The organism is Pseudomonas sp. LAP_36, from assembly GCF_019456785.1.
GTDB classification, from domain to species: domain Bacteria; phylum Pseudomonadota; class Gammaproteobacteria; order Pseudomonadales; family Pseudomonadaceae; genus Aquipseudomonas; species Aquipseudomonas tritici.
The window spans coordinates 828,378-843,215 of sequence record NZ_JAHZMS010000001.1 but is presented as its reverse complement, the minus strand read 5'-3'; the positions used below and the strand labels follow the sequence as shown (position 1 = coordinate 843,215).

15 protein-coding genes are annotated in these 14,838 nt (G+C 61.7%); 8 read left to right on the top strand and 7 right to left on the bottom strand.

Going from position 1 to position 14,838, the window contains the following annotated elements; all coding sequences use genetic code 11:
* Positions 1-61 precede the first annotated feature (61 nt).
* Positions 62-940, top strand: coding sequence for a helix-turn-helix domain-containing protein (locus JBO08_RS03960; RefSeq protein ID WP_186754380.1), 879 nt, complete (start codon positions 62-64; stop codon positions 938-940).
* 129 nt (positions 941-1,069) lie between these two features.
* Here JBO08_RS03960 and JBO08_RS03955 read toward each other — a convergent pair whose 3' ends face one another.
* The gene (locus JBO08_RS03955) at positions 1,070-1,246 is read right to left on the bottom strand and encodes a hypothetical protein (protein WP_165448105.1); all 177 of its coding nucleotides are present in this window, start codon (positions 1,244-1,246) and stop codon (positions 1,070-1,072) included.
* 100 nt (positions 1,247-1,346) lie between these two features.
* Positions 1,347-2,252, bottom strand: coding sequence for a LysR family transcriptional regulator (locus JBO08_RS03950; RefSeq protein ID WP_065874798.1), 906 nt, complete (start codon positions 2,250-2,252; stop codon positions 1,347-1,349).
* 104 nt (positions 2,253-2,356) lie between these two features.
* Here JBO08_RS03950 and JBO08_RS03945 point away from each other — a divergent pair, with 104 nt between their 5' ends.
* Together JBO08_RS03945 and JBO08_RS03940 are read left to right on the top strand one after the other, a co-directional pair.
* Entirely contained in the window at positions 2,357-3,223 is an 867-nt protein-coding gene (locus JBO08_RS03945) for an MBL fold metallo-hydrolase (protein ID WP_065890375.1), read from the top strand.
* Positions 3,224-3,257: 34 nt separating this feature from the next.
* Positions 3,258-3,872 carry an NAD(P)-dependent oxidoreductase gene (locus JBO08_RS03940; protein WP_220074517.1) on the top strand — a complete coding sequence of 205 codons (615 nt, stop codon included), beginning with the start codon at positions 3,258-3,260 and terminating at the stop codon, positions 3,870-3,872.
* Between the two features lie 116 nt (positions 3,873-3,988).
* On the opposite strand, the gene JBO08_RS03935 is transcribed toward JBO08_RS03940, so the two are convergent.
* Entirely contained in the window at positions 3,989-4,867 is an 879-nt protein-coding gene (locus JBO08_RS03935; protein ID WP_065890373.1) for a LysR substrate-binding domain-containing protein, read from the bottom strand.
* Between the two features lie 111 nt (positions 4,868-4,978).
* Here JBO08_RS03935 and JBO08_RS03930 point away from each other — a divergent pair, with 111 nt between their 5' ends.
* From JBO08_RS03930 to JBO08_RS03915, 4 genes are all read left to right on the top strand, one after another.
* Complete coding sequence (locus JBO08_RS03930) at positions 4,979-6,604, top strand: 5-guanidino-2-oxopentanoate decarboxylase (protein WP_220074518.1); 1,626 nt, start codon at positions 4,979-4,981, stop codon at positions 6,602-6,604.
* A complete protein-coding gene (locus JBO08_RS03925) occupies positions 6,601-8,043 on the top strand; it encodes an aldehyde dehydrogenase family protein (protein ID WP_065874793.1) in 1,443 nt (480 codons plus the stop codon). The genes JBO08_RS03930 and JBO08_RS03925 overlap by 4 nt, the downstream gene beginning before the upstream one ends.
* Before the next feature lie 134 nt (positions 8,044-8,177).
* The gene (locus tag JBO08_RS03920; RefSeq protein ID WP_065882121.1) at positions 8,178-9,365 is read left to right on the top strand and encodes a cyanate transporter; all 1,188 of its coding nucleotides are present in this window, start codon (positions 8,178-8,180) and stop codon (positions 9,363-9,365) included.
* Between the two features lie 137 nt (positions 9,366-9,502).
* Positions 9,503-10,438, top strand: a complete 936-nt coding sequence (locus tag JBO08_RS03915; protein ID WP_220074519.1) for a LysR family transcriptional regulator — start codon at positions 9,503-9,505, stop codon at positions 10,436-10,438.
* Between the two features lie 31 nt (positions 10,439-10,469).
* Here the strand turns inward: JBO08_RS03915 and JBO08_RS03910 are convergent, their stop codons facing one another.
* Both JBO08_RS03910 and JBO08_RS03905 read right to left on the bottom strand, forming a co-directional pair.
* Complete coding sequence (locus tag JBO08_RS03910) at positions 10,470-10,832, bottom strand: 5-carboxymethyl-2-hydroxymuconate Delta-isomerase (RefSeq protein WP_065874790.1); 363 nt, start codon at positions 10,830-10,832, stop codon at positions 10,470-10,472.
* Positions 10,833-10,881: 49 nt separating this feature from the next.
* Positions 10,882-11,805: a LysR substrate-binding domain-containing protein gene (locus JBO08_RS03905; protein WP_065874789.1), complete on the bottom strand. Its 924-nt coding sequence runs from the start codon at positions 11,803-11,805 to the stop codon at positions 10,882-10,884.
* 129 nt (positions 11,806-11,934) lie between these two features.
* Here JBO08_RS03905 and JBO08_RS03900 point away from each other — a divergent pair, with 129 nt between their 5' ends.
* Positions 11,935-12,114 carry a hypothetical protein gene (locus JBO08_RS03900; protein ID WP_049709480.1) on the top strand — a complete coding sequence of 60 codons (180 nt, stop codon included), beginning with the start codon at positions 11,935-11,937 and terminating at the stop codon, positions 12,112-12,114.
* Here the strand turns inward: JBO08_RS03900 and JBO08_RS03895 are convergent.
* Together JBO08_RS03895 and JBO08_RS03890 are read right to left on the bottom strand one after the other, a co-directional pair.
* On the bottom strand, positions 12,092-13,411 hold the full coding sequence (locus JBO08_RS03895; protein WP_220074520.1) for an MFS transporter: 1,320 nt from the start codon (positions 13,409-13,411) through the stop codon (positions 12,092-12,094). The genes JBO08_RS03900 and JBO08_RS03895 overlap by 23 nt on opposite strands.
* Before the next feature lie 55 nt (positions 13,412-13,466).
* Positions 13,467-14,789, bottom strand: coding sequence for an MFS transporter (locus JBO08_RS03890; RefSeq protein ID WP_065882120.1), 1,323 nt, complete (start codon positions 14,787-14,789; stop codon positions 13,467-13,469).
* Positions 14,790-14,838 lie beyond the last annotated feature (49 nt).

Genomic DNA, 14,838 nt, shown 5'->3' with positions numbered 1-14,838 from the left:
CTGCGCTTTTTGCCAATTGGGGCGATTACCGCACCACTGTCCTGAGTATCGGATTGAAACCATGACCAAAACCGCGATTCCGGTCTTCAAGCTTTACGGGGAAGACCAGCAATGGCCGACCCCCGATTTGTTGCACTGTGAAACCATTTCCCGGCGCAGTCGGGAATACCAGTGGGAAATCCAGCCCCACCGGCACGCGGATCTGTGCCAGTTGCTCTACGTGCACAAAGGCCAGGCACAATTGGAAATCGAAGGCGAGCGCACCACGCTGAACGAAGCGACCCTGCAGGTATTGCCGCCGTTGTGTGTGCACGGGTTTCGCTTTCCCAAGGATGTTGAAGGCTATGTCGTGACGCTGGCAGCGCCACTGGTCAGCCATCTGCAAGCACAGCTGGGCGCAACGGTAGACGGATTGCAGGCATTGGGCAGTTACCCGGCAGGCAAAGACAGTGATTATCTGAACAGTCAGTTCGCCCGCCTGCAGGTTGAATACGCCGACGATCAACCGGCGCGGGACATGATGCTGCATGCGCTGGTCAGCGTGCTGCTGGTGTGGATCAGCCGCCAGGCCATCCAGCATCGCCACCCTCGGGCGCCCAGGGGGCGTGAATACTTCCGGCGCTTTACCCAGCTGGTCGAGCAGCATTACCGCGAACACCCGAAGATCGAGGACCTGGCCCACAAGCTCGGGATCTCGGTCTCACACTTGAACGGAACATGTCGAGAGTTGGGCGGGCAGCCTGCGCTGCAGATCATGCATGACCGGCAATTGCTGGAAGCCAAGCGTTTGCTGACTTACACCAGCATGACCATTAATGAAATGTCGGAGGTGTTGGGTTTTTCCGACCCGACCAACTTCTCACGGCTGTTTCGCCGACGGGTCGGGTTTTCGCCCAAGGCGTTTCGTGAACAACTTAAAGCCGAGGCACCACATAGCTGAATGTAGGAGCGGGCTTTTGTGGGAGCGGGCTTGCTCGCGAATGCGCTGGGTCAGCTACATATCTGCAAACTGATCCACCGCATTCGCGAGCAAGCCCGCTCCCACATTTGGATATTCAGCGCGTCATCCTTATCGCAGAGCACTGAAACTGCCGGTACGCGGAACGCATTGATCCTGATGGCAACTGATCGCAAAGGTCGGCTGCATGCGCGTTTGCTCGACACGGTAGGCGGCAGTCCCGTACAGCGCGCTGGCGAGTGCGCACAGGCTGAAAATCATCAGGTACTTTCTGGTTTTAATACTCATGGCACAGACCTCTGAGCGGATCTACACGGTGCTCTCCAAAGCATAGGTCAACGCGCGCGAGTTGCCATTATCGGGCGACATTCAACACGTTTATGTCGACCTAGAGACCCGCATCCCATGCGGGCTCTTCCGGGAACCGCAGCACCAGGAAATCCAACAGGCTGCGCAGCGCCGATGGCATGTGCTTGCGCGAGGCGTATACCGCGTAAATGTTCATCCGGCGAGGCTCGGCATCGGGCAGCAGGCGCACCAGTTCACCGCGACGGATGTAGTCGCCGGCCTGGTAACTGGGCAGCATCGACACCCCTGCCCCGGCCAGCGTCACGCGCAACAAAGTGCTGGCCTCGTTGGAAGTGATATTGCCGTTGATGGGCACCGAGACGTGCTCGCCACGCTCTTCGAAATGCCACAGGCTTTTACCGAAATAAGAGTGGGTGAGGCAGTTGTGCCCGGCCAGGTCTTCGACTTTCTGCGGGGCCGGATGCTCCAGCAGATAAGCCGGCGTGGCGCAGACCACTGAGCGACACACCGTAAGCCGCCGGGCGATAAGGTTGGGGTCCAGGTCATTGCTGGTGCGGATGGCCAGGTCGATACGCTCATCCACCAGGTTCACCGTGCGGTCGAGCATCTGCAGGTCAACCGTCACCAGCGGGTAGCGCTTGACGTACTCGGCGATGGCCTGCGCCAATTGCGCCTGGCCGAAAGACGTACTGACACTCAGGCGCAGCAGGCCACGGGGCGCGTCGTCGGGCTCGCTGACGGCGGCCTGCATATCGCCGCACAGTTCCAGCATTTGCCGACAGCGCGGCAGGGTTTCACTGCCGGCCGCCGTAAGGCTGAGCTTGCGCGTGGTGCGGTGCAGCAAACGTGCGCCGACCCAGTCTTCCAGCTCGGCCAGGTAGCGTGACACCACCGGCCGCGACAGGTCCAGATGGTCGGCGGCGGCAGACTGGCTACCCAGGTCCACCACCGTGACAAACACGCGCATTGCTTGAAGACGATCCATGATTTGCCCGATTTTAGAAACAAACTATGTCCCAGCATCGCATTTTTAGTCTGGTTTTGTGCAACTAAGCTCTGTGCGTCCCCTACCCATGCTGGAGCTGCCCGATGTTCTCAACCTTCAAGCGCCTGACCCTGGCCACCGCCGCCCTGGCCTTCGCCGCCCATGCGGCTGCCGCCGACCTGACGCTGGACGTGTACAACCCTGGCGAAGCCGCAATCTTCCCGGTCAGCTCGGTGCTGGTCAGCGGCGCCAAGGACGCCATCCTGGTGGACGCTCAATTCGGCAAGGGCCAGGCCGAGCAGTTGGTGCAAAAGATCCGCGCCAGCGGCAAACACCTCACCACCATCTACATCAGCCATGGCGACCCGGACTACTACTTCGGCCTCGATACCCTCACCGCCGCGTTCCCCGACGCCAAGGTGCTGGCAGCGCAACCGGTGGTCGACCATATCAAGGCGACTGTTGCCGGCAAACTTGAGTTCTGGGGCCCGAAAATGGGCGCCGACAAGCCGGCCAAAACCATCGTGCCGCAGGTGCTTGAAGGCCACAGCTTGAGCCTCGAAGGCCAACAACTGGATGTCATCGGCCTGGATGGCCCGCAGCCGGATCGCAGCTTTGTGTGGATCCCGTCGATCAAGGCCGTGGTCGGTGGTGTGGTCGTCGCTGAAAACATCCACCTGTGGATGGCCGACACCCAGAGCGCGCAATCCCACAAAGATTGGCTCGCCACTTTGCAACGCATCGAACAGCTCAAACCTCGCACCGTGGTTCCAGGCCACTACCTGGGCACACCGTCGCTGAAATCGGTGGCCTTTACCGCCAACTACATCAAGGCCTTTGACGCCGAGACCGCCAAGGCCAAGGATTCCGCTGCCCTGATCGCGGCCATGAAAAAACGTTACCCGACCCTCGCCGACGAAAGCTCGCTGGAACTGAGCGCCAAAGTCGCCAAGGGCGAAATGAAGTGGTGAAGCGTTTCAAACCTTAACCGTACTGGAGAACGTCATGAGCAAGATTGCAATCATTGGGGCCACTGGCCGTGCCGGTAGCCAACTGCTGGAAGAAGCACTGCGCCGTGGGCATAGCGTTGTAGCCATTGCACGTAATACCGACAAGCTGGCCGTTCGCCCTGGCGTCACCGTCAAACAGGTTGATGCGCTGGACGCAGACGCCCTGCAACACGCCGTCAGCGGCAGCGATGTGGTAATCAGCGCCGCACACTTCGCCACCCTGCCCGCCAGCGCCGTGATCGGGCCGGTGAAAAAAGCCAGGGTGCAACGCCTGCTGGTGGTGGGCGGTGCCGGTTCGCTGTTACTGCCGGGTGGCGGTCGGGTGATCGACAGCGAAGGCTTCCCGGCAGAGTACAAAGCCGAGGCCAGTGCGGGGGCCGCGTTTCTCGATGCGCTGCGTCAGGAGAAGGAACTGGATTGGACCTTCCTGTCGCCATCGGCGGAGTTCGTTGAGACCGAACGCACCGGTAAATTCCGTGTAGGCCAGGATGATTTGCTGGTGAGCAGTGAGGGGCGTAGTTGGATCAGTTTCGCCGACTATGCCATCGCCTTGATCGACGAAGTCGAAGCACCAAAGCACTCCCGCCAGCGCTTCACCGTGGGCTACTGACCCAACGCGGTTTAAAACTGTGGGAGCTGGCTTGCCTGCGATAGCGGTGTGTCAGTCAATGATGTACTGACTGATCGACCGCTATCGCAGGCAAGCCAGCTCCCACATTGTGATCTTCAGTGTTCCGGATATTGCGCCTGGCTCACTAACCAGTTCATCAGGGCTTCAAGCCCGGCTGACGGCGCCGTCCCCGGCGGATACACCAGGTAATACCCCATCCCCGTCGGCACCTGCAGTTCAAACGGCATCACCAACCGTCCTGCCTTCACATCCTCGCCAATCAACGCACTGTCGCCAATCGCCACGCCGGAACCTTGGGACGCCACCGTCATCGCCAAGTCCAGCGTTTCAAAATGATGCCCCTGGCTCAAATTGCTCAACTGCGTGTTCGCAGCCGAAAGCCACAACGCCCAATCCCGCTCGTCCCGGGTGGGGTGCAGCAGTACCTGTTGCTGCAAGTCTGCGGGCGTGTGCAAAACATCCAGCAACGCCGGCGCACAGACGGGCGTGAGCTGTTCATCGAACAAGTGCCGCGCCTCGGCCGACTGCTCGGCGATGGGCGCATAGATCACCGCCGCATCGAATTGCTCGCGACGAAAGTCCACGGTGTAGGCCACGGTGGTCGTGAGTTCCACCGGCACGTCCGGGCGCTCCTTTTGCCACTGCATCAGGCGCGGCAGCAACCAGCGCATCACGCAGGTGGACGCTTTGAGCTGCAGGGTCTGGCGGCGGCTGCCGATCTGCTCCACCGCCTCGCCGATCAGGCCAAACACTTGCTGGGCGCGCAGTGACCATTCACGGCCTTCTTCGGTCAGGCTCAAGCCGCGCGCCTGGCGTCGGAACAGCGCGTAGCCCAAATGGCTTTCCAGCCCGGCGATCTGCCGGCTCACTGCGCCCTGGGTGATGTGCAATTGCTCGGCAGCACGGGTGAAGTTGCAGCACTGGGCCGTGACCCAGAAGGTGTGCAGCGCGGGCAGCGGCGGAAGGCGCTTCATAAGGGCTGAGCCATGACGTGAGAACATGGCTAGTATGACTTTTTATCGATTGTTGCCGCTACCGGCCAGCCGGTCCAATACCGCCTTATCTCAACAATAAGAGCGACATTTATGGCCACCTGCGGCGAAGTATTGGTCAACCTCCTGGAAGGCTACGGCGTGGATCAGGTATTTGGCATCCCCGGCGTACACACGGTGGAGTTGTATCGCGGCCTGGCCAGTTCCAGCATCCGCCACGTCACCCCGCGCCACGAACAGGGCGCCGGGTTCATGGCCGACGGTTATGCGCGCACCCGCGGCAAGCCCGGCGTGTGCTTCATCATCACCGGCCCCGGCATGACCAATATCACCACCGCCATGGGCCAGGCCTATGCTGACTCGATCCCCATGCTGGTGATCTCCAGCGTGCAGTCGCGCAGCCAGTTGGGTGGCGGGCGCGGCAAGCTGCATGAGCTGCCGAACCAAGCAGCAATGATGGCCGGCGTGGCGGCGTTCTCGCACACCTTGATGTCGGCGGCGGAGTTGCCCGGCGTGTTGGCGCGGGCCTTTGCAGTGTTCCAGGCCGGGCGGCCGCGCCCGGTGCATATCGAAATCCCGCTGGATGTGCTGGTGGAAAATGCCGACGCGCTGCTGGGCACTGAGCCGGTCAGCGTGGCCCGTGCCGGCGCGGCGCCATCGGCGGTGAAGCAGATGAGCCAGTTGCTCGCGGCAGCCAGGAAGCCACTGATCCTGGCAGGTGGCGGCGCCATTGACGCGGCGCCAGAACTGACGCGACTGGCCGAGGCGCTCGGCGCGCCGGTGGCCCTGACCATCAACGCCAAAGGCATGCTGCCCGCCCATCACCCGCTGCTGATCGGCTCGACCCAAACCCTGGTCGCCACCCGCGCGTTGGTGGCCGAAGCGGACGTGGTGCTGGCTATCGGAACAGAGCTGGCGGAGACCGACTACGACGTCACTTTCGCCGGCGGCTTCGAGATTCCGGGCGCTTTGCTGCGCATCGACATCGACCCGGACCAGACCGTGCGCAACTCCCCCCCGCAAGTGGCGCTGGTCGCCGATGCACAAATCGCCGCCGACGCCTTGTTGGCCGAACTGGACCGCCAGCCATTGCCGCCACGCAACAGCACGTGGGGCGCTCACCGCGTCGCCCGCTTGTGGGCCGAACTGACCCCCACTTGGGACGCCGCCACCCGCGCGCAAACCCTGTTCCTCAACACCGTCCTGGCGGCATTGCCCAACGCCGTCATAGTGGGCGACTCCACCCAACCGGTGTACAGCGGCAACCTCACCTTGAACCTCGACCACCCGCGCCGCTGGTTCAACTCGTCCACCGGCTACGGCACCCTGGGCTACGCCCTGCCCGCCGCCATCGGCGCCTGGCTGGGGCGTGGCGACGGGCAGCCGGTGGTCTGCCTGATCGGCGACGGCGGCCTGCAATTCACCCTGCCGGAACTCGCCAGCGCGGTGGAAGCACGCGTGCCGATCATCGTGCTGCTGTGGAATAACCACGGCTATGAAGAGATCAAGAAATACATGGTCAACCGGGCGATCGAACCGGTCGGTGTGGACATCTACACCCCGGACTTCATCGGCGTCGCCAAGGCGCTGGGCTGCGCGGCCGAAAGTATTAAGGGTGTTGAGTCGTTACGCGTGGCACTACGCGCCGCAGTTGATCGCCCGGGGCCGACACTGATTGAAATCGACCAGGGCCTTTGGATGACGGAGTTGGCGCTATGAGCACGGTATTGAACGGTGTGTATGTCGGTGGTGCGTGGCGTGCCGGCCATACCGTGCTGGAAGTAATCAATCCGGCCACCGAAGCGATGTTGGCCCAGGTGAGCGTGGGCGATGCGCTGGCCGTGACACAAGCGGTCGACGCGGCCAGCGCGGCCTTCAGTGACTGGTCGAAAAGCACCGGCCGTGATCGCGCCGCCCTGCTGCGCAAAATCGCCCGAGGGGTGAGCGAGCAGCGCGAACTGCTGATGCACCTGCAGTCGAGCAACAACGGCAAACCGCTGTTTGAAGCCGCGATTGATGTGGACGACGTGATCGCCACGTTCGAGTACTACGCCGGCGTGGCCGAAGCGATGGACGCCGGCCAGGATTGCCCGGTGGACCTGCCCAGCGCTGACTTCAGCGCTCGCCTGCGCCGTGAACCTTGTGGCGTGGTGGGGCTGATCGTGCCGTGGAACTTCCCGATGGTGACCACTGCCTGGAAACTCGCCCCGGCACTGGCGGCGGGTTGCTGCGTGGTGCTCAAGCCGTCAGAAGTGACGCCATTGGCAGAGCTGCAACTGGCGCGAATAATCGCTGAATCGGGGCTCCCGGCCGGGGTGTTTAACCTGGTGTGTGGCACGGGCTTGGCGGTCGGGGCGCCGTTGGCGGCGGATCCACGGGTGGCGAAAATATCCTTCACCGGCAGCAATGCAGTCGGCGTGCAGGTGATGCAGCGCGCGGCTGAAACCATCAAGGGTGTGAGCCTGGAATTGGGCGGTAAATCTTCACTGGTGGTGCTGGCGGACGCCGACCTGGACCTGGCGGTGGAGCTGGCCTGTGGCGGTGGATTTTTCAACGCCGGGCAGATGTGTTCCGCCACCAGTCGTGTGCTGGTCGCTGACAGCCTGGCGGATGCATTCCTGCAACGGTTGCACAAACGTGTTGAAGGAATCCGTGTGGCTGACCCTTTTTCCGATGAGGTGGAAATGGGCGCGCTGATCAACCGTGTGCAGTATCAACGTGTGCTGGGGCACATACAGCGTGGCGTTGAGGATGGCGCGCGATTGCTGTGTGGCGGTGCACGGCCGGCGGATTTGCCGAAGGGCTTTTTCATTCGCCCGACTGTGTTCACCGATGTGCCACTGGACAGCGCGTTGTGGAATGAAGAGATCTTCGGCCCGGTGCTGTGTGTACGACGGTTCGCAACTGAGGACGAGGCAATTGCCCTGGCCAACGACAGCGATTTCGGCTTGGTGGCAAGCGTGGTCAGCCGTGACAACGAAACCGCCGAGCGCGTGGCGAATGCCTTGCAGGCCGGGCTGGTGTGGATCAACGCGCCGCAAGTGATCTTTGCGCAAGCGGCGTGGGGCGGTTACAAGCAGAGCAGCATCGGCCGCGAGCTAGGGCCGTGGGGGTTGGCGGCGTTTCAGGAGATCAAGCATGTGATCCGGTCCAACTAACACCGAAGATCCCACATTTTTGATTTTTGGTGTGTCAGTTGAATGCAATTTTTAGATAGCCCCTGCGACTTTCTCATTTGCCGCCCTTCTCCCACCCATGGCCTGATTCGCCCTTGCTCACTCAAGGCCCTCCCATGGAAACCGTTCAAACAAAACCCACCACCGCCCTCTGGCTGATGATCAGTGTCGTGTTGGTCGCCCTTAACCTGCGGCCATCAATGGCCGCCGTGGGCCCATTGTTGTCATCGATTCGCGGCGACGTGCCGTTGAGTTTCAGCAGCGCGGCGTTGCTGACCATGTTGCCGGTGATGGCCATGGGTTTGGCGATGTTCTTTGGCATGGCCGTGGCCAAGCGTTTTGGCGAGCACCGCAGCATTGTGCTGTCGCTGCTGGTGATTGGCGTGGCCACGCTGTCGCGGTTGTTCCTGGATTCGGCGCTGGAGTTGATCATCAGCGCCATCGCAGCCGGAGTGGGCATTGCGATGATCCAAGCGTTGATGCCAGCGCTGATCAAGTCGCGATTCAGCGATAACGTCTCGCTGTTCATGGGCCTGTACGTCACCGCGATCATGGGGGGTGCCGCGTTGGCGGCATCGTTTGCGCCGTTCGTGCAAGTGCAGACCGGCAGTTGGCGCATCGGCCTGGCAATCTGGGCAGTGCTCGCAGTACTGGCGCTGGCATTCTGGTTTGCACAGCGCTCGGTGCTGCCGCCGTTGCCGCAAGCGTCCGCCGGCCCGCAGGAATCATTTTTCGGTAACGTCCGGGCCTGGTTGCTGGCCGTCTTTTTCGGCCTTGGCACCGCGTCCTACACCTGCGTACTCGCCTGGCTCGCGCCGTACTACGTGGAGCAAGGCTGGAGCGAACAGAACGCTGGTTTGCTGCTGGGCTTTTTGACGGCAATGGAAGTGGTGTCCGGCTTGATCACCCCCGCCATCGCCAACCGTCGCCGGGATAAACGCGGTGTGGTTGCGGTGCTGCTGGTGCTGATCATCCTCGGTTTCTGCGGTTTGATTCTCAGCCCGCAATACCTGAGCCTGCTGTGGCCCTGCCTGCTCGGCCTGGGCATTGGCGGTCTGTTCCCGATGAGCTTGATCCTGTCCCTCGACCACCTGGACAACCCCCGCCGCGCCGGTGGCCTCACCGCGTTTGTGCAAGGTATCGGCTACTTGATTGCCGGGCTGTCGCCGCTGATCGCGGGGATGATCCGCGATCAACTGGGCAGCTTCGAATGGGCCTGGTGGTCGTTGACGGCGGTCATTGTAGTGATGCTGCTGATCGTCACGCGCTTCAACCCAAAGCATTACGCGCGGCATATCCGCTGAGGTCGTGTTGCAAACAGTATTTGTCTCACGCCAAACATAGAAACGCCCTACAGCGCTTTCTATTGGCACGTCCGTTCCGTTAAGCTTTTGCGCTGTCTTGTACTGAGTTCGGTACAACGGGTTTACGGACGAAACCGATGCTAAACAGTAACTTGCTCAGAAAGCTCGATATGCAGGACTTGATGGTGTTTATCGCCGTCTATGACCAGAGCAGCGTTACCGAGGTGTCCGAAACGCTGTTTGTCAGCCAGTCCACCGTGAGCTACAGCCTGAAGAAGCTGCGCACCAGTTTCGAGGACGAGCTGTTTATCAACACACGGGCGGGCATGCGGCCGACGTACAAGGCCACCACCATGTACGGCCATGTGCAGAAAATCCTCGAGAGCATCAACCTGTGCCACGCCGGTGGCCAGGCCTTCGACCCGACGCAGCAGGCCGTGACCTTCAACGTGTGCGCGCCGGAATATTTCGAACAGTTGATCCTGCCGCGCCTGTTGAAGCACTTTGACCGCGCCGACCTGCCGGTGATCGTCAATGTGCAAAAGCTGGAAACCGACATCCCCGCCGACGACCTACGCGATGGCCGTCTCGATCTGGTGATCTGTTTCGGCCCCAACTTCCACCGCGCCCATAAAGACTTCCGCACCCAGATGCTGCTCGAAGACGATCTGGTGTGCGTGTTCGATAAACGCTCGGCACCGCGGGAAGCGGCCTTCAGCCTGCAATCCTTCGTCGAGCGGCGCCATGTATTCCCCACGCCATGGACCTCCGACACCAACATGATCGACGGCTGGCTGGCGCGCCAGGCGCACAAGCGCCAAGTGATCGCCCGCGCCAACAGCTACAGCGCGGCGCTGAAGATGATCACCGGCACCGACTTTATCGTCACCCTGCCGCGCCGCGTGCAAAAGCTGCTGGCGCCTGGGACGGTGTTCGGCCATTGCGAGGCGCCCAACGGTTTGCCGGGGTTCACGCTGGAGATGCAGTGGAATGAAACCAGTGGACAGGACAGTGCCAATACCTGGTTTCGTGAGCAGGTTGTAAAAGTCTGCGCGGACCAGGGATTGCTGTGATCGCCCCTACGCCGATGGCATCGTTGCGGTGTCAGCCGATGACGGCTTTGCTGTAGGAATCGCGGTCCATGTCCACCAACAGGACACTCAGTTGAACCTGTATATCCGCCGGCCAGTCGCCCGCGTCCTGCAACGCCGCCAGCAAGCTTTCCGACAACTGCTTCTTGACCTGTGGTGACCGCCCGCTGAGCAGCGAAAGCTTCAACGCGACAAACCCGCGCGGGTCGAGAGAGGTGCCGACCTGGAAACTCTCGACCTTGAGCGCACGACTCTTGATATCGAACTCGGAACCGAACTGGCCGGACACCATCAGCACGTTGTTGAGCCGCAACAGGACTTTCTCGACGGCCAGGCCTGTCAGGTTGGCGGTGTATTCCAGGTGCAGGTGTGGCATGAAGGGCTCCAAATTTTTTGTAGGAAGTTTCGCAGGTATACCACGCGAGTCAGGCCTGGGTCGCCAACCCTCGATCACTCATGAACGCCTCAAGCCGTGAACGCACCCAGCGCTCAGCCGGGTCAGTGTCCACATGACTGAGCCAGACCATGGACAAATCCAGGGTCGGCGTCTCGAATGGGAACGGCTCACAGAACAGGTGGCCCGACACCGCCATGGCCTCGGCGGTGTAGTCCGGCAGGCTGGCGATCAGGTCGGTGCCGGCGAGCAACGCCGGCAGCGCGCTGTATTGCGGCACCGACAACACCACGTGGCGTTTGCGGCCGATTTCCGCCAGCCACTCATCGGCAAACCCCGACACGTTGGCGGTGTGGGACACCAACACGTGGGGCCGTGAGCAATATTCATCGAGGGTCAGCGGTGTGTCGGAGGCATCGGCGCGCAGCAAACGCGGGCGGATATGGCGCAGCAGCTTGCGCTTGGCATTCGCCGGCAAGCCACGGGTCTGGGTGATGCCGACGGTGATATCACCGGAGGCCAGCAGGTCCGGAATGCGCCAGTAGTCCACATGCTGCACCACAAACACCACTTGCGGCGCTTCCTGGCGCAAGGCGCGCAGCAACGGTGGCAGCAGGCCGAACTCGACATCGTCGGACAGGCCGATGCGAAAAGTCATGGTGCTGATGGACGGGTCGAAATCGTGGGTCAGGCTCAGGGCCGATGACAATGAGTCCAGGGCCGGCGACAGGTGCTGGATGATTTCCTCGGCGCGCGCGGTGGGCTCCATGCGATGGCCGACACGAATGAACAGCGGGTCATTGAACAAGGTGCGCAAGCGGTTGAGGGCCGAACTGATGGTCGGCTGGCCGAGAAACAGCTTCTCCGCCACCCGCGTGACATTGCGCTCGAGCATCAGCGCTTCGAACACCACCATCAGGTTGATGTCAGCCTTGCGTAATTCATTGCGATTCATCGGCGCCTGCCCCTTTCCCCAAGACAAGCCGCAGTTTAGAAAGCGCGGGGGCCTGCGTCTATGTGCACACTGTTCATCCAGCCGCTTTGCGGCTATAAAACAGCTCTCCAAGGTCGCAGGAACACTACCGTGCTGGTCATTCTCGCCTCGGCCATTGTATTGGCCGGGTTTTGTATCTGGGTCATCCAGCTGATTGCCAACCCCACCGCCCGCACACTGTTGCGAGTGTTTGTCGGTCTGTGCCTGGCGGCGATGGTGGCGTATGTGGTGCTGGCGTCGGGCTTTCCTATTTCGTTGCTGGTTTCATGATTGCCTGTGGCGCGGGCGCCTGCTCCTGGCCCTGACGTAAACGCAAGGCTGCCAATGCCGCGATCACCAACACGACCGCAATCACTTTCAAGCCGTTCATCGCATTGCCGGTGCTCATCTCGATCGCCCCCATCACCGACGGCCCGACAAACCCGCCCAACAGCCCACAGGCGTTGACGAAACCCAGCCCGCCCGCCAGCGCCACACCCTTGAGGCGCGAGGCTGGGTACAAAAAGATGATCGACTGCACCACAAAGAACATCACCGCCGACAGGCAAAAGCCCAGCAAACTGAACACCGGCCCCGATATCGAAGCAATACCCAGGCCCAACGCCATGGTCAGCAACCCCGTGACCAACAAGCGACGGCAACGCCCCGGCGTGGTGGCAAAACGCGGAATCAATACCGCGCCGAGCGCCGCCGCGAGCCAGGGCAATGAGGTCAACAGGCCGACGCTCATGGTGCTCAGTTCGCCGTATTTGCTGATGATGCTCGGCAGGAAAAAGATCACCGTATAGATGGTGATCTGATGGCAAAAGTACACAAAGATCGCCAGCAGGATTTGCGGGGTCAGCCAGTTTTTCAACGAGTGACCGCCCTCGCCCGCGCCTTCTTCGGTTTCCAGGGCGATGCGCTGTTCGATCCCGCGCGCTTCCTCGGCCGACAGCCATGGCGCCTTGCTCGGACGATCCGGCAGTTTGCGCCAGACCACCCAGGCAAACGCCACCGCCGGCAAACCTTCGAGCAGGAACATCCACTGCCAGCCGTGCCAGCCGAGCAGACCGTCCATGCGCATCAACGCCGCGCCCACCGGGCCGCCGATGATGTTGGCAAAACACACGCCGAGCAGGAAGTAACCGGTGGCCCGCGCCCGTTGTTCACGGTTGAACCAGTAGGTGAGGTAGAGCATGACACCGGGAAACAGACCGGCTTCGGCAATGCCCAGCAACAGGCGCAGCACGTAGAACGAGGTCTCGCCCTGTACAAAGGCCATGGCCGCCGAGATCAGGCCCCAGGTCACCATGATCCGGGCAATCCAGAACCGCGCGCCGACCTTGTGCATGATCAAGTTGCTGGGGATTTCCGACAGCGCATAGGTCAGGAAAAACAGCCCCGCGCCCAATCCGTATGCAGCGGCAGAGATGCCCAAGTCGACATCCAGGTGATGCTTGGCCAAGGCAATGTTGGTGCGGTCCAGGAAGCTCAAAATGTAGGCGATGATCAGCAAGGGCATCAGCTTGACGAACATCAGTTTGTTCAACGCCTGCGGCTCGCGGGCGGGGGTGGCGATAGTCATCGGCAATTCCTCTTGGCGCCCCGCCAGCCGGGCTGGGGGGCGCATCGGTGTTGTTCTAGGAGTCGAGTTGAACAGCCAACGCCGGCGGGCGATGGGAAAACAGCTGCAGCAGCGCACCGCCGAGGGCGCAGCCAGCCATTACGAAGAAGCACACGGTGTAGCCATGCAGCGTGGTCCAGCCGCCGCCCATGGCAATCAGGCTGCCCATCAGCACCGGCGCCAGGCCGCCACCGATAAACATCGCGGTGGTGATGATGCCGTTGGCGGTGGAGGTCGCCGACGGCTCGGCAGAGTCGCAGGCCACGGCGTAGTAGATCGGCCACACCGCATTCGCTACCAGGCCGAACAGCAGTTGCACCACGATGATCAAGGTCAGCGTATTGGCGAAGTAGAACGCGCCGACACTTGCCGCCATCCACAGCCCGCAGATGATCAGAGTGGTGCGCCGGCCGATGATGTCCGACAGCGACGGCCACACCAATTGCCCGAGAATCCCGGTGAGGGTGAACACCACGCTCATCCCCGCCGACTCCGCCAGCGACAGCCCGGCGATGTTGTAAAGGTAGGCCGGCAGCACAATGTTCACGCCCATGTACACCACTTGCGTGAGCATCGTATTACCGGCGGTCAGGGCGATATTGCGGTTGCGCAAGGTGGCGATAAACGTACGCCAGGCCTCGCCTTTGACTTGGCTGGCGGGGGCGTTGTCCGGCGGGGTCATGCCTTTGGCGGCGATGTCGACGTACAGCGCGGTGATGCGCTCTGCCGTCGAATAACGCGCCCAGAAGATCATCAGCGGCAGCGCCACCACGAAGGCAAAGAAGAACACATAGCGCCAGTTCTCCTCACCAAACACGGTGATGACAAAACTCGCGACAATGCCGCTGAGCATCGCGCCAATCGGATAGCCGGTGTGGTGCGCGCCCAGGGCAAACCCGCGACGCTCTACCGGCCACCATTCAGCGGTGTTGCTCACGCCCACCGGCTCGCCCCAACCCGCGCCGAGGTTGACGCCGACACGCAGGGCAATAAAGGTCGCGAGGTTGCCGCTCAAGGCTTTGAAGCCGGACAGAAACGAAATCGCGGTGTAACCCAGCACCAACGGCACTTGGAAGCGCGCACGTTTCCAGCCGCCGCCATAACGGTCGCTCCACATGGAGCCGGGGATATCCAACAGTGCGAGCGCGAGCATGACCACCGTGGCCACGGTGCCCCACTGGTCGGCGGACAAGTCGAAATGCTTGGAGATGGTCGGCCCCAGGCGCAACACGATCTCACGGTCGTAAGCGTTGAGGATCCAGATCATCCAACAGACCAGCAGCGACACCCAGGAGTGCCGGTGAATGCTGCGCAGCGACGCTTTTTTTATAGTTGCCATGGGCCTCTCCAGGCGCGCGAAGGCGCGCACTGACACAAGGTTGCGAAGG

Bases quoted from the DNA above. Each gene is read 5' to 3' on its own strand.
- JBO08_RS03925 (WP_065874793.1), top strand. From the start codon at position 6,601: ATGAGCACGGTATTGAACGGTGTGTATGTCGGTGGTGCGTGGCGTGCC.
- JBO08_RS03915 (WP_220074519.1), top strand. From the start codon at position 9,503: ATGCTAAACAGTAACTTGCTCAGAAAGCTCGATATGCAGGACTTGATG.
- JBO08_RS03910 (WP_065874790.1), bottom strand. From the start codon at position 10,832: ATGCCACACCTGCACCTGGAATACACCGCCAACCTGACAGGCCTGGCC.
- JBO08_RS03945 (WP_065890375.1), top strand. From the start codon at position 2,357: ATGTTCTCAACCTTCAAGCGCCTGACCCTGGCCACCGCCGCCCTGGCC.
- JBO08_RS03960 (WP_186754380.1), top strand. From the start codon at position 62: ATGACCAAAACCGCGATTCCGGTCTTCAAGCTTTACGGGGAAGACCAG.
- JBO08_RS03940 (WP_220074517.1), top strand. From the start codon at position 3,258: ATGAGCAAGATTGCAATCATTGGGGCCACTGGCCGTGCCGGTAGCCAA.
- JBO08_RS03955 (WP_165448105.1), bottom strand. From the start codon at position 1,246: ATGAGTATTAAAACCAGAAAGTACCTGATGATTTTCAGCCTGTGCGCA.
- JBO08_RS03890 (WP_065882120.1), bottom strand. From the start codon at position 14,789: ATGGCAACTATAAAAAAAGCGTCGCTGCGCAGCATTCACCGGCACTCC.
- JBO08_RS03895 (WP_220074520.1), bottom strand. From the start codon at position 13,411: ATGACTATCGCCACCCCCGCCCGCGAGCCGCAGGCGTTGAACAAACTG.
- JBO08_RS03905 (WP_065874789.1), bottom strand. From the start codon at position 11,805: ATGAATCGCAATGAATTACGCAAGGCTGACATCAACCTGATGGTGGTG.
- JBO08_RS03950 (WP_065874798.1), bottom strand. From the start codon at position 2,252: ATGGATCGTCTTCAAGCAATGCGCGTGTTTGTCACGGTGGTGGACCTG.
- JBO08_RS03930 (WP_220074518.1), top strand. From the start codon at position 4,979: ATGGCCACCTGCGGCGAAGTATTGGTCAACCTCCTGGAAGGCTACGGC.
- JBO08_RS03920 (WP_065882121.1), top strand. From the start codon at position 8,178: ATGGAAACCGTTCAAACAAAACCCACCACCGCCCTCTGGCTGATGATC.
- JBO08_RS03935 (WP_065890373.1), bottom strand. From the start codon at position 4,867: ATGAAGCGCCTTCCGCCGCTGCCCGCGCTGCACACCTTCTGGGTCACG.